At 33.0% G+C, this 14,517-nt stretch carries 14 protein-coding genes; 2 read left to right on the top strand and 12 right to left on the bottom strand.

The features are described from left to right. Positions 1-232 precede the first annotated feature (232 nt). On the top strand, positions 233-1,228 hold the full coding sequence (locus LNP27_RS04550) for an NAD(P)H-dependent glycerol-3-phosphate dehydrogenase (protein ID WP_229943348.1): 996 nt from the start codon (positions 233-235) through the stop codon (positions 1,226-1,228). Positions 1,229-1,325: 97 nt separating this feature from the next. Here the strand turns inward: LNP27_RS04550 and LNP27_RS04545 are convergent, their stop codons facing one another. The 4 genes from LNP27_RS04545 to LNP27_RS04530 all read right to left on the bottom strand — a co-directional run bounded on the left by LNP27_RS04545 (position 1,326) and on the right by LNP27_RS04530 (position 4,388). Beyond that, positions 1,326-1,733, bottom strand: a complete 408-nt coding sequence (locus LNP27_RS04545; protein WP_229943347.1) for a hypothetical protein — start codon at positions 1,731-1,733, stop codon at positions 1,326-1,328. A gap of 98 nt (positions 1,734-1,831) precedes the next feature. Next, on the bottom strand, positions 1,832-2,851 hold the full coding sequence (pheS, locus tag LNP27_RS04540) for a phenylalanine--tRNA ligase subunit alpha (RefSeq protein WP_229943346.1): 1,020 nt from the start codon (positions 2,849-2,851) through the stop codon (positions 1,832-1,834). Between the two features lie 267 nt (positions 2,852-3,118). Beyond that, on the bottom strand, positions 3,119-3,946 hold the full coding sequence (lgt, locus tag LNP27_RS04535; protein WP_229943345.1) for a prolipoprotein diacylglyceryl transferase: 828 nt from the start codon (positions 3,944-3,946) through the stop codon (positions 3,119-3,121). 85 nt (positions 3,947-4,031) lie between these two features. Continuing rightward, complete coding sequence (locus LNP27_RS04530) at positions 4,032-4,388, bottom strand: hypothetical protein (protein WP_229943344.1); 357 nt, start codon at positions 4,386-4,388, stop codon at positions 4,032-4,034. A gap of 170 nt (positions 4,389-4,558) precedes the next feature. On the opposite strand from LNP27_RS04530, the gene LNP27_RS04525 reads away from it, so the two are divergent. Beyond that, the gene (locus tag LNP27_RS04525; protein WP_229943343.1) at positions 4,559-5,065 is read left to right on the top strand and encodes a CvpA family protein; all 507 of its coding nucleotides are present in this window, start codon (positions 4,559-4,561) and stop codon (positions 5,063-5,065) included. Positions 5,066-5,125: 60 nt separating this feature from the next. Here the strand turns inward: LNP27_RS04525 and LNP27_RS04520 are convergent, their stop codons facing one another. The 8 genes from LNP27_RS04520 to LNP27_RS04485 form a co-directional block, all read right to left on the bottom strand. Next, a complete protein-coding gene (locus LNP27_RS04520) occupies positions 5,126-5,875 on the bottom strand; it encodes a tetratricopeptide repeat protein (RefSeq protein WP_229943342.1) in 750 nt (249 codons plus the stop codon). Positions 5,876-5,944: 69 nt separating this feature from the next. After that, positions 5,945-7,687 carry a BatD family protein gene (locus tag LNP27_RS04515; RefSeq protein ID WP_229943341.1) on the bottom strand — a complete coding sequence of 581 codons (1,743 nt, stop codon included), beginning with the start codon at positions 7,685-7,687 and terminating at the stop codon, positions 5,945-5,947. Between the two features lie 20 nt (positions 7,688-7,707). After that, positions 7,708-8,466, bottom strand: a complete 759-nt coding sequence (locus LNP27_RS04510; RefSeq protein ID WP_428979010.1) for a tetratricopeptide repeat protein — start codon at positions 8,464-8,466, stop codon at positions 7,708-7,710. 48 nt (positions 8,467-8,514) lie between these two features. Then, positions 8,515-9,549: a VWA domain-containing protein gene (locus tag LNP27_RS04505; protein ID WP_229943340.1), complete on the bottom strand. Its 1,035-nt coding sequence runs from the start codon at positions 9,547-9,549 to the stop codon at positions 8,515-8,517. Between the two features lie 161 nt (positions 9,550-9,710). Continuing rightward, positions 9,711-10,712 carry a vWA domain-containing protein gene (locus tag LNP27_RS04500; RefSeq protein WP_229943339.1) on the bottom strand — a complete coding sequence of 334 codons (1,002 nt, stop codon included), beginning with the start codon at positions 10,710-10,712 and terminating at the stop codon, positions 9,711-9,713. Then, on the bottom strand, positions 10,712-12,343 hold the full coding sequence (locus LNP27_RS04495) for a hypothetical protein (RefSeq protein WP_229943338.1): 1,632 nt from the start codon (positions 12,341-12,343) through the stop codon (positions 10,712-10,714). The genes LNP27_RS04500 and LNP27_RS04495 overlap by 1 nt, the downstream gene beginning before the upstream one ends. A gap of 33 nt (positions 12,344-12,376) precedes the next feature. Continuing rightward, the gene (locus LNP27_RS04490; protein ID WP_229943337.1) at positions 12,377-13,240 is read right to left on the bottom strand and encodes a DUF58 domain-containing protein; all 864 of its coding nucleotides are present in this window, start codon (positions 13,238-13,240) and stop codon (positions 12,377-12,379) included. A gap of 108 nt (positions 13,241-13,348) precedes the next feature. Further along, positions 13,349-14,353, bottom strand: a complete 1,005-nt coding sequence (locus LNP27_RS04485) for an AAA family ATPase (RefSeq protein WP_229943336.1) — start codon at positions 14,351-14,353, stop codon at positions 13,349-13,351. Between the last annotated feature and the right edge of the window lie 164 nt (positions 14,354-14,517).

The following is a 14,517-nucleotide window of genomic DNA, read 5'->3' as shown; positions in this document are numbered from 1 at the left end:
AATATACTAACTAACTAATTCAAAACAGATTTTTATGTTAAAATATAAAACAATATATAAAGATAACGAATTAGCACTAATAATATTGCCTGATAAACTTAAAATAAGTGTAATTTAAATAAAATTTTGTGAAAACTTCACTCAAAGCCTTATGAATTCTAGGTTAGCCGTTTTAATTTAATTTGTTTAATTAATACTTTTTTAAGTACTTTTGATTAAATACAATAAAAAAATGGACGGGAATAAAAAATTTGCAGTAATAGGTGGTGGTAGTTGGGCAACAGCAATTGCAAAAATGCTTTGCGTAAACCTTTCAGAAATTTCTTGGTACATGCGTAATGAGACTGCAATAGAACATCTTAGAATGTACAAACACAATCCAAATTATTTAAGTTCAGTTGAATTTGATACTAATAAACTAAAATTAACTAATGACATTAATGAGGCTGTAGCTTATGCTGATTATATCATATTTGCTATTCCATCCGCTTTTTTGGGAGCTGAATTAGAAAACTTGACTGTTTCATTAGAAGACAAAATTATTTTTTCAGCGATAAAAGGAATTGTTCCTGAAACAAGTTTGATTGTTGGCGAGCATTTTCATGTGAAATACGACATACCTTATTACAATATAGGGGTAATTACAGGTCCTTGCCACGCTGAAGAAGTAGCTTTAGAACGTCTTTCTTATTTAACTATAGCTTGCGGGGATCCCGACAAAGCTAAAGTGGTAGCCGATAATTTATCAGGAAATTACATCAAGACTAAAATTACTGATGATATTATAGGGACAGAATATGCCGCAATGCTTAAAAATATTTACGCTATTGCCGCAGGAATAGCTCACGGTTTAGGATATGGAGATAACTTCCAGTCGGTTTTGATGAGCAATGGAATTCGGGAGATGAAGAAATTTATCAAAAAAGTTCATAAAATGAAACGAAACATCAATGATTCCGCTTATTTAGGTGATTTATTGGTAACAGGATATTCTATTTTCTCTCGAAATAGAATGTTTGGAAACATGATTGGTAAAGGGTACACCGTTAAATCAGCGATGATGGAAATGAGCATGATTGCAGAAGGTTATTACGCCACAAATAGTGCATATAAACTAAATCAAGCTTACGGAGCTAAAACACCTATTATTGATGCTGTGTACTCTATTCTATACGAAGGAAAGGACGCTAAAGCTATTTTTAAGAAACTGACAGATCAGTTAGATTAAAAAAATTCATTTCAAAAGGAAATAAAAAAAACCGCAGATTCACAGATTATGTTTTTAAATCTGCGAATCTGCGGTTTGTATTTTTTACAAATGTAATTTATCTCACAATAACCCCATCAACGAATAATATAGGCACTTCTTCCACATCTGTCTCATTGATCGAATTAGCCTTGAAAATGAATTTTTTATCGTACAATTTATTGTCCATAAAAAAGGTAAGCATGAACTCATTATTGAGCACCAAAACACTTTTTTCCATCATTTCAATTTTCACTACAGTAACAGCAGGAACTTCAACAAAAGCGTGACGTAAGAGCGATGTTTTCTTCATTTCACCATCAATAGTTCCAAAAGCTTTAGAAACGACCATTACACTTTCTATGAGAAAATCACTGTCATTTACCAAATAGGCATACCACACTTTTTCCATGAAGTCATCACTCCATTCTTGAACTACAGCAAGGAAAACATTTTCTACCTCGGGGATAATGATGTCTTTTTTCATAAGTTAGTCGTTACGTCTAAAGTTGATAAATATTAAAGCCGAATGAAAAATTCTAAAAAAGGGATATTTCATTCGACTTTTGGCAGTATAAATTTTGACTAAATTGAAGATTTAAATTGCTCTAAGAAACGAACGTCATTTTCGTAAAACATACGAATATCACCAATTTGATATAACAACATTGCGATTCTTTCGATTCCCATTCCAAAGGCAAAACCGTTGTATTCGTCAGGATTGATTCCGCAGTTTTTTAGCACATTAGGGTCAACCATTCCGCAACCCATGATTTCTAACCAACCTGTACCTTTAGTAATTCTATAATCAGTTTCTGTTTTCAGACCCCAATAAATATCAACCTCAGCGCTAGGTTCTGTAAATGGAAAATACGAAGGACGTAAACGGATTTTTGATTTCCCGAACATTTCCTTAGTAAAATATAAAAGTGTTTGCTTTAAGTCAGCAAAAGAAACGTCTTTATCGATGTACAATCCTTCAACTTGATGGAAAATACAATGCGAACGCGAAGAAACGGCTTCATTACGGAAAACTCTTCCTGGAGAAATCGTTCTAATAGGCGGTTTATTGTTTTCCATGTAACGTACTTGCACCGATGAAGTGTGGGTACGTAGCAAAATATCTGGATTTGTTTGTATAAAAAAAGTATCCTGCATATCACGTGCCGGATGGTATTCTGGCAAGTTTAAAGCAGTAAAATTATGCCAATCGTCTTCAATTTCTGGTCCTTCAGAAACATTGAAACCTATGTTAGAAAAGATATCTACGATTTGGTTTTTTACCAATGAAATTGGGTGACGAGAACCGATAATTGCTGGTTCAGCAGAACGAGTTAAATCACCATAAAATCCTTTACTTTCTTCTTTACTTTCTAAAGATTCTTGTATGGCTTTTACTTTATCTTCAGCAGAAGTTTTTAGCAAATTAATCACTTGTCCAAATTCTTTTTTCTGGTCGTTAGGAACATTCTTAAATTCAGCAAAAAGCTCTTTTAAAAGTCCTTTACTTCCTAAGAATTTAATACGAAAAGCTTCTAATTCGGTTGTGTTCTGCGTTGAGAAAGCTTGTGCTTCACCAATATATTCTTTTATCTTATCTATCATTTTCATTCCATAATTGAGAGTGCAAAAATAAGTAATTTGTTTCAAGTTTACCGTGTAAAGTTTAAAGTTTCCGTTCTAAATTGTGAGATTGCTTTTTTGCTTAGTTTAGTTTCAATACAATCTACATACATTATGTCTTGGCGGTTTGCGTGGTTGGGGAATAAAGAATCGATAATTTTCCATTATACACGAATTTACCAAGTACAAAACCATGTTTAAATTAAGCCTGAAACCCCAATCATGCAAAGCTTTTGGCGGCTGGTTTTTTTATTCAGTTTCTTTAGGCTTTAAATTTTTTGCAATAAAATATATTCCAATTATTATAAATGGAATACTCAATATTTGTCCCATATTTAATTTCATTCCTTCTTCAAATTCTACTTGATTTATTTTTACAAACTCAATTAAAATTCTCATTATAAAAATTAAAGTTATTGCTAAACCAAAATAAAAACCATTTCCTAATTTTATGTTTTTGGTTTTATATGTATTGAATATGATTAGAAAAATTATAAAATATGAAATTGCTTCATAAAGTTGAGCTGGATGTCTTGGTATATTATCAACTTGTTTAAATACAAAAGCCCAAGGCATATTTGTAGGATTGCCAATCATTTCAGAGTTCATCAAGTTTGCAAGTCTTATAAATGTAGCTCCAAGTGGTGCAACTATTGCAATTAAATCAAGTATTTTGAGATATTTTATTTTATATTTTTTTGAATATAGATAAAGTGAAATTATCAAACCAATTGTTCCTCCATGACTTGCTAAACCTGCATAACCGATGAATTTATATTCTCCATTTAAAGTTTTTTTAATGGGCAAAATAATTTCTAATAAATTTTTTGAATAATATTCAAAGTCATAAAATAAGCAATGTCCTAATCTTGCTCCAATAAAAATTCCAAGTATTCCATAAATAAATAATGCTTCGTGAGCGCTATCTTTTAAGTTTTCGGCTTTAAAAATTCCTTTAAGAATCCACATAGATAAGAGCAAACCACTAACAAATAAAAGTCCATAGTATTTTAGTGGAAATCCTAAAGTATTAATTATTTCTGGATTAAAATCCCAACTGATGTATAATGCAATCATATTTTTGTTCTAAATTCTGTTTTTATGCGTTTTATCGGTAAACTTACCACCAACTTCAGGCTAAGTCTTTATTATGAACACTAAACTATTGTATAACTTCTCTTTCCAGAAAATAATTAACAATTGCTTCTTTCATCAAAACAGATTGTTCTCCAGCTTTTAGTGGTGGCAATTCCTCTTTTACTTTATAATGTGGCCAGCCTTCCTCATCGAAAAATTCAAATTCATAGAAACCATAAGGTTCTAACAACCTACAAATAGCGATGTGCATCAGGTTTAATTTCTCGTCTTTTTTGTATTCCCTATGAACTTTCCCAAGTTCTTGTACTCCAATTAGATAAATGATAGCGTCTAAATCTAGGTCTTCTCCTTGTGAAAATTGATTAGAAAGTATGTTTACAAGCTGTTCCCAGCGTTCTTTAAGTTGTGTGTCTCTTGACATGTTTATTTTTTATTGTAGAAAAACGATTTTAGTTTTATGATTTGTCTTAAAAAGAGTATTAACTAAAGCTGATAATCCTATTATTTTTGCAAATATAAGAAGTTGAAAATTGGCAATTGATATAGAACTATTCTTTTATATTTGCGATCTCTAATTATTATAAAATTACAATGAGTTTTCTAGATATTATTGTTTGTGCATTATTGGTTTTTGCTTTTTATAAAGGAGTCGTTAACGGCCTTTTTGTTGAACTCGCTTCGTTAATTTCATTAGTTCTTGGGATCTATTTTGCAGTGAAATTTTCTTCTTTTGTGAAAGAACTTTTAATGGGTTTTGTAAAATGGAATCCTAATTCTATTCAGATTGTTGCTTTTATACTTACTTTTATTGTAGTGGTTATTGCGACACACCTTTTAGGGAAATTCCTGACCGGAATCGCTAATTTTGCTTTTTTAGGATGGTTAAATAAGCTTGGTGGCGGCTTTTTTAGAGTATTAAAAACAGTCTTAATAGTGAGTATTGTTTTTTCTCTTTTCGAAAAAATAAATTACAATAATTATTTAGCCAAACAGGAAACGCTGGATAAATCTATATTTTTTAATCCAATCCAAAAAATAGCTGGGTATATTTTCCCTTCGATTAAAAAAGGATATGAGGAGATAAAGAAGAAAGCTTAGGGAAATTAATTAAAGCTTCCAGCCTTTCAAAGGCTGGAAGCCTTGAAAAATATTTATTATTTATTTCACTTCTTTAATCGCACTACTCTCTATCCAACCTTCAGTTCCGTCTGTAAGTTGTATTTTTTTCCATTTCCCTATAATTATAATTCCTTCAACATATACTTTTGTCCCTTCATGTAGCAGAAAAAGAGGCTTACCGCCATCTCTAGGCTCGCTTTTCATGTTAGTCATTTCAGCAAAAACTATTGCAGGCTTTTCTGTGTCAAAAAATCTTTTTTCAAAAATAGCAGATGAAACAGTTACTAGCATAATTAAAATTGACAGAAACATTCCAATGAAGAAAACTCGTTTCCAGACTGTTATTTGGGAAAAATAATAAGCAACAAAAAACAATAAAAATAATGTGGCTAAACCTATAGTTGCCCATCCCCAAATGTTGTAATGATAAATCCCCGTGAAATCCCGAAGCATCTTAGCAAAGCCCACTTTAGGAATTACTTTAATCTCATCAATGGTTCTTTTATTAGCAAACTTTAAATTATTTATACTTTCCTTGTCCTTTGGATTTAGTACTAATGCTTTCTCATAATAATAAATTGATGGCGCTACTTTATTCAGCTTGTAATAAGCGTTTCCTAAGTTAAAATACAGTTCCGCAGAATGTCTATTGTCATTCAAAACGCTTTCATAGGCAGTCACAGCTTCCTTGTAATTTCCTTTTTCATAGAATGCGTTCCCTTTCTCGAAGCCTGTTTGGGCGAAGAAAATTTGGGTTGAAAGTAAGAATATGTATAGTATGTTTTTCATATTTATGTTTTACCGTAAAGGCACAAAGGCGCAAAGTTTATTTACTTAAAAATATTCTTAACAGATCTGTTATGCAATCTGTTTTTCTAATTCAGAGATTATAAATACAGCTTTATCAAAATCCTGTTGTATCGTTACGCTTGACGAAGGAGCATAACGGGCAACTTCACAGTTTTCAGTCAACGCAATAAACTCATTTACAGTTTCTTGATTGGCATATCTAGACAACAGCAGCTCTTGAATATTATCTTTAGTCATTTCTGAAGTCTCAATATGCAGCTTCGCTTTCAAGAAATTGTGCATGGCTTTCTCAAGAGCAATATAAAAAAGCTCTTTGTTTTTGATTTGTTTCTTAGCTTCTGATAAATATTTCTTAGCCAATCTATTGTTCATACGTATTCTATTTCCAGAAATGTCACCAGCTCTAGCTTCTTTTTTGCTTTTGAATAAGACGATTAAAGGCAATAACAAAAATGGCGCAAAGAGTAATCCAAGAAATAAATTAGATCCAAAGAAATCATTTTTATCAATGTCAGTAAGTTCCGTTTTTAGTTTAATCGTTTTGAAATGCTCTATATCAGCAATTTTATTTTTATTTTCATTAGCTGTTGTATCTATAGGCGTAGCACCTTCTAAAACATTAATCATTATCTCAGGAGAAGTGATTGTTTTATAAGTTCCTGATCCCAAATCAAAATACGAAAATTGCATTGGTTTTACCGGATAATTCCCTTTATACTGTGGAACAATTGTGTAACTATCTGATGCTTTTCCTGCCATACCAGAAAGCGGTGTGCTAATGTCTTCGCTATGAACAGCATCGTACATTTCTAACGCATTAGGCACTTCTGGCTTTGGCAAACTAAATAATTTTAGGTTTCCTTTTCCAGTTACACTCACTACTAAATCTAGACTTTCACCATTTTTTAAGTTGTTTTTAGAAGGGGTTACTTTAAAATCAAAGTTTCCTACAGCGCCGCTAAAATTATCTGGTTTACCAGCTTCGGGAAGTGGTTTGACAGTTATGGTTTTACTACCTGCCGAAACTCTTTTGCTAGTTTGAGTAAGCAACATACGTCCAAACATGTCCCTACGATTGGTAGGTAATTCCACATCTACAGTCAACGAGAGTGGTTCAATTTTAAGTTTTCCTGATTTCTGCGGATACAGTACTACTTTTTTAAGCACTATATAACGGTAATTTTGTCCTTTAAACAAACCTTCTTCTGCTACAAGTTGTTTAATTTCTATGTTTTGACTCCAAAAATCATTGTATTTCGGCTTGCTTGCTTCTCCTAAATTAGAGATTCCGATATTAGCAAAATAGAGTTTATAAACCACCGTAGTAGGCTCATTAACATACACATTATCTTTAGAGACTTCAGCAACAAGATATAAATTCTCATCTGTAGTTATTTGCTGATCATTAGGATCTCTTGGCTGTTCTTGAGCTGCGGTAACATTGATTTTTATTGGAGCAGTTCTGTAGATTTGTCCATTATATTCAATAGCTGCCGACTTAATTACTAAAGTCCCTTTTTGATTTGGCATAAGAAAATAAGAATAGGCTTTTTCGAAAGAACTTCTTCCATTTACCCATGACTGACTCACTTGTTGACTTGGTCCAGCAATGATTCGGAATCCCTCAAAAGAAGGCTGAACAAAGTTATCACCATCAACATTCATCATAAAGTCAATACGCAATCTTTCATTTAAAGCAAGTGTAGTTTTACTTACTCGCGCCTCAAACTGAACTTGTGCGCTAAGTGAGGTGCATAATAATAAGACAATTACTGCTAAATATTTTTTCATTTTCAAAGTATGAGATTGCATTACCAATCCTTTTCTGTTTTAACGGGTTTTCCTTTAACTTTTTGAGCGTTCACTTTATCTTGAACTTTCTTTTCTTCTTTATTTACAGCATCTAAAAGATTCTCTAAACGTTCTTTTGAAATCCCACCTGGTTGTGGCTTCGGCTCTCCTTTATCATCTTGTTTCGGATCATTTTTCTTTTTATCCTGATCCCCTTTATCATCTTTTTTATCTTTGTCCTTATCTTGGTCTTTTTTGTCTTTTTCGCCGTCCTTTTTATCGTCTTTCTTATCTTTATCCTTCTTGTCGTCTTTTTTCTTATCATCCTTTGGAGGATTGTCCTTCAACATTTTTTTGGCCAAAGCATAATTATAACGAGTTTGTTCATCTGTAGGACCGTTTCTTAAAGCGTTCTTGTATGCCTCCACTGCTTGCGTATAATCTTTCTCATTCATGAAAACATTACCTAGATTATGGAAGGCGCGGTGCTTGTCTTCCCTAGATTTTGAATTTTTTAAAGCTTTTGCATAGGCAAACTTAGCTTCTGAAGATTGTTTCTGCTTATAAATACTATTCCCAAGATTGTAAGGAGCCGTTGCTTTATTAGGAAATTTAGAATCCGAAATCCTATAATTCGCTTCCGCATCTGCAAATTTACTTTCGGCATATTCCTCGTTTGCTTTGGGTAAAACTCTATCCTTCTGTTGCGCATAAAGTCCAGCCATTGCTGAAAAGGCGAACATAAAAAAAGTCATTATTATAATTTTAAATCTTTTCATTTATTGTGTCTTTATGCCTAAAAGAAAATTGACATCTTTTAGAAATAATTATTTATTCTCGTTAAATAAATCCAACTTTTTAACCCATTTTGTTTTTCTTTCCAATAAAAAGACATCTGCAAATAAGAGCAAAAATGCAAAGCCTAAAAACCACTGAAATTGCGATTGAAAATCAGCCATTTCTGTAGATTCAAATTCAGTTTTTTGAATATTATCTAAAGTAGCTTTGATGTATTCCAGTACATTTTTAGTATTATTTCCGTTTACGTAACCGCCTTTAGTCGCTTTTGCAATAGCTTCTAAACTCTCTTTATTCATTTTAGTGATGACAACCTGATTGTTGTTGTCTTTTTGAAAACTCTCCACTACTCCATTCCTCTTTAAAGGGATTGTAGCTCCTTTTTCGGTTCCAAGACTTATTGTGATAATTTTCAATCCTGCTTTACTCGCTTCATCAGCTGCTGCTTGTGCATCTTCAGAATGATCTTCACCATCAGAAATTAAAACTAATAATTTGCTAGTTTTACTTTTTTCATCAAAATAGGTTATTGCTAATCGTATTGCTTCATCCAAAGATGTTCCTTGCGAGGAAACCATTTCAGTATTCATACTTTGCAAAAACATTTTGGCTACTCCATAATCACTTGTAATCGGCAAAACTGGGAAGGCACTTCCTGCGTAAGCTACAATTCCTATTCTATCGCTTCCTAATTGATTGATAATCTGCGAAACAATTTGTTTACTCTTATCCAATCTATTAGGCGCAACATCTTCAGCAAGCATACTTTTGGACACATCCATTGCAAAAACAATGTCGATTCCTTCTCGCTTTACGGTTTCCATTTTAGTACCAATCTTTGGGTTTACCAAGGCAATAATCAGCCCTAGAAAAGCAAGAAGTAACACTACTAATTTCAAAACAGGTTTAAAAACGGAGCTTTCTGGACTCAATTTCTTCACCATCTCTAAATCTCCAAACTCACGTTGTTTTTTTCTCTTCCAATATAAATTTGCAAGAAAAACTAACACTATAAGCGATAGTATAAAAAGGAGATACAAATATTTTTTTTCGTCTAATTCCATTTATAATTTTAGATTTTTGAATTAAGATTATAGATTTTACTCCCGACCTTAATTCTAAACTTATGATTTCAATTCTAATATTCTACTTTAAAAGAATCTCTACAAATCCTTATTGTTAGTTCCGATTTCCCTTCCCTTCGACGAGGGTCGCGGTGGGGATACTATATAAAACTTCTGAAAACAGTTTTCCTTAATCCAATTTCTGCTAATAATAAAAACCCAGCAAACCATACAAACACCCTATATTTTTCATCGTAATCATAGAATTTCAACTCTTCGATTTCAGTGGTTTCTAGTTTATTGATAGAAGCATAAATTTCTGCTAACTTAGTATTACTGGTTGCTCTAAAGTATTTCCCATCGGTTTTAGCGGCAATATTTTTCATTAATTGTTCGTCAATTTCTACTTTCATGTTTTGAAATAAAAATTGTCCATTAGGCGCTATAGCATAAGGAGACATGGCCATTCCGTTAGTTCCAATTCCTACAGTATACACTTTAATTCCGTATTGTTTCGCAATATCAGCGGCTGTTTCTGGCTCAATAAATCCGGCATTATTTACACCGTCTGTCAACAGAATAATAACTTTACTTTTAGCTTTACTATCTTTCAATCGGTTTACAGCAGTTGCTAATCCCATTCCTATTCCAGTTCCATCTTGTAAAACATTATCGTATTTTATGGTTTTGATAGCTTCAAGAATAATTGGCTTGTCACTTGTTACCGGTGTTTTAGTATAGGCTTCCGAAGCATAAATCACTAATCCAATTCTATCATTTGGTCGCTCTTCAACAAAGTCAGCCGCAACTTTTTTAAGCGCTTCTAATCGGTTTGGTTTCAAATCTTTGGCAAGCATACTTCCAGAAACGTCTATTGCCATAACAATATCAATTCCTTTTGTTGTTTTAGTTTTATTGCTAATATCTACTGTTCTTGGTCTTGCCAATGCAATAATTAAACAACACAAAGCTACTATTCGTAATACATCTAAAAGCGGTTTTAACTTTGTTAAAGTGGAGTCAGCACCCTTAAAACCTTGTAATGAACTCATTTTTAAAGTTGCTGATTGTTGGTTTTTTTTCCAAAACAACCAAAAAACTGCAATTGGAATCAGCAGAAATAACCAAAAAAATCCTGGGTTTAAAAAAGTTATTTTATCCATTATTTAGTTGCTTGTTTTAATTCGACAGAGTTCAAAACTCGTTCTGATATTTCATTACCGTACGTATCGCCTTCCTCATGCAAAAGTAAAATTTGTTGCAATCCGCCTTCTTGACTAAACAGTAAGACTTCATAATATAATTTTGCACTCGATTTTGTCAAAGCATTCATTTGTGAAAAAGTTCCATATGCATGAACTCCTTTCACACCCTCTTTAGTTTCAAATTCCTCCTGTTTCACAATCATGTTTTGAGCACCTTGTACCTCTAAAGATTGCAAAACACCATCCATCGATTTAGTCAAATCAATTTCTGTTTCTTGTTTAAATTTCAAAGTAGAAACCATTAAATAAAATTGATCTAAAACACTTCCATAAGCAAAAGATTGCATTTCCTTAATTAGCGCCATACCATCTTTAGGCAGCGTTTTAGTCAAGTCTACTCTTTTAAGCACTTTTGGAGTTTCGATCAGGACACCTGGATTTCCGTATTGACTTTTTATCCATTCGCCCTCCAACAATTCTTTAGTAGGATGTCCAAGCACATTATCTTTTACATAATCAAACCCTTTGGTAATAATTAAAAAAGTAGTAACCGCAAAAAGCAATAATGCAACAGAAGCCACTGCAGTAACAATTCGTTTTTTACGCTGTTTTTGCAATTGAATTTGGATTTGCTTTTGTCTTTGTGCTTCATTAAGCAACATATCTGCCTCGGCTTCCACTTCTACTGGAATCGAATTATCTAATGTTAAAATTACTTTTTGAATTTTATTTCTATCCTCAGTGATTTCAAAATCCAATGGTTTAGACTTTGCAAACTTTACTAAATCCGCTTGTTTCAACACACGTTCTAGATTTTCGATAATTTCCTGCGAAAGGGTCATTTTCTTTTTGACAGAAGCTGCTCTAAGCCCTTGAATCAACTCAGATGTTGTGCTTTCCATTGCTGGAATTTCGATTGCTTCTTCGATATAATTTCTAGCAATATCTGTCAATTCACTATAATAGGCTTTGACTTCTCCTTTTTGCCACAATTCTTTTTTCTCCAACGTATCTAGCAAAGTGGTCGCTTTCTCAATTGGAGTTTTTAAAATAGCTTCTTGTAATTTTTTCTCTTGACGTTTTTTAAGGAACCAATAAATAAAAGCGCCAATTCCAATGATTAACGCAATAACCAAAAGATATTTCCACCAGTTGCCAATAGGGTTTTCAGCGGGAGCAACATCCTTAATGTCAAACATTTTTTGTTTTAAAGTATCCACTTGAACATTAGCAACTTCAACCAAAAGCGAATCCGTCATAAACGGCTTACTATTGATGAAGATTTTAATACTTGGAACAACATAGCGACCCGAATCAAATTGAGTCAATCCGTATTTTTTGATTAATTCATACCGTCCGTCTATCTTAGCGGTATCAACAGGATAGGATCGAATTACCTCTAAAGCACCAACGTTTTTTAAATTTGGAAAAATAACTTTCGACGATGCATCAACAGTTGTTTTTATCGACAGTTTAAATTCGGCACCAATTTTATTTTTAAGTGTATCTATACTTGTAACCACTTGTTTTTGTTGTGCAAAAACAGCTGTGGAAAGCAGTAGAAATAATAAATATATTTGTTTTTTCATCTTGTATTATTGCAAGCTTCTGATTTAAAATTTCTATCTCGATTTAAAATAGCTTAATAATTTCGTCACATAACTTTCGTCAACTCTTGTATTTACAACACCCGAACCTGATTTACTAAAAGTGTCCTTAAAATAGTTCAGCTTTTCATGATATAATTTTTCGTAATTCATTCGAACTGATTTCGAACCTGTGTTAACCAATTGAATTTCTCCAGTTTCAGCATCAAGCATAGAAACCATTCCTAAATCAGGCATTTTTTCTTCTCGAATATCGTACACGCGAATTCCAGTTATATCGTGTTTTTTAGCAGCAATCTTTAAAGTATGCTCATAATCCTCCGACATGAAATCAGAAATTACGAATACAATCGCTTTCTTTTTTTGAGTTCCCGATAAAAATTTTAAAGCTTGTGCTATATCCGTTTTGTGACTTTTAGGTTGGAATTCGATTAATTCTCGAATGATACGTAACACATGTGATCTGCCTTTTTTAGGGGGAATGTACAATTCAATAACATCTGAAAACAAAATTAAACCTATTTTATCATTGTTTTGAGTTGCCGAAAACGCCATGGTTGCAGCAATTTCAGTAACGATATCTTTTTTGAATTGGTTTTTAGAACCAAAACTTTCAGAGCCTGAAATATCTACCATCAACATCATGGTCAATTCACGCTCCTCTTCAAAAACTTTTACATGGGCTTCATTATAACGCGCGGTAACATTCCAATCAATCGCACGAATATCATCCCCGTACTGGTATTGGCGCACTTCGCTAAACGTCATTCCACGCCCTTTGAATGAAGTATGATATTCCCCAGAAAAGATATGATCGCTCAATCTTCGGGTTTTGATTTCTATTTTACGTACTTTTTTTAAAAGCTCTTTTGTATCCATTTTTTATTTAGTGATCAGTGTTCAATGATCAGTGTTCAGTATTTTAGTTTTCAGCTATTTAGATTCTCAGAAACTGGGAACTAAAAAACTGAGCAGTGAATACTATTCCTAGGGTACTTCTACTTCGTTTACGATTTTGTTTATGATATCTACTGAAGTAATATTTTCGGCTTCAGCTTCATAAGTAATTCCAATTCTGTGGCGCAATACATCGTGAACTACAGCACGAACATCTTCAGGAATTACATAGCCACGGCGTTTGATAAAAGCGTAACATTTTGCGGCTGTAGCCAAATTGATACTTCCACGTGGTGAAGCTCCAAAGCTGATCAATGGTTTTAGTTCAGCTAATTTATATTGCTCTGGAAAACGTGTTGCAAATACAATGTCCAGAATATATTTTTCAATTTTTTCATCCATATACACTTCACGAACTGCTTCTTGCGCACGCAAAATCTGTTCTACAGATACTACTGGATTTACTTTTTCGTAACTTCCTTTTAGATTTTGGCGAATTACTAAACGCTCATCTTCCATTTTTGGATAGTCAATAACCGTTTTCAACATGAAACGATCGACTTGCGCTTCAGGCAACTGATACGTTCCCTCTTGTTCCACTGGGTTTTGAGTTGCAAGAACTAAAAATGGTCGATCTAATTTGAAAGTAGTATCGCCAATAGTTACTTGTTTTTCTTGCATCGCCTCTAATAATGCTGATTGCACTTTAGCAGGCGCACGGTTAATTTCATCGGCAAGCACGAAATTGGCAAAAATTGGTCCTTTTTTAATCGAAAATTCATTTGATTTAATGTTGTAAATCATTGTTCCAACAACATCTGCTGGAAGTAAATCTGGCGTAAACTGGATTCTGCTGAACGATCCCTGAATCGCTTGCGAAAGCGTATTGATCGCTAAGGTCTTTGCTAAACCAGGAACTCCCTCTAATAAAATATGTCCTTGACCTAAAAGTCCAATTAACAAACGCTCCACCATGTGCTTTTGACCCACAATGACTTTGTTCATTTCCATAGTAAGAAGGTCTATAAAAGCACTTTCTCTTTCAATTTTTTCATTGATCGCTCTGATGTCTAAAGTAGCCGTATTTTGTTCCATTTTATTATTTTTAAAACCTTGAATTTAATGTCTTTGTTTTGAAGGTGCAAATTGAATTTTTTTTTAGAGGTAAGATGTTAATAAATGGTTAAAACTTCAATATATGCCTTAATTTTAAGGACGAATTATGATACAATTTTTATATTTTTAAGAACTTTGAAAAA

The sequence above is a fragment of the Flavobacterium galactosidilyticum genome (assembly GCF_020911945.1).
In the GTDB taxonomy this organism is placed as follows: Bacteria; Bacteroidota; Bacteroidia; order Flavobacteriales; family Flavobacteriaceae; genus Flavobacterium; species Flavobacterium galactosidilyticum.
This window is presented reverse-complemented; position numbering and strand designations above follow the sequence as displayed.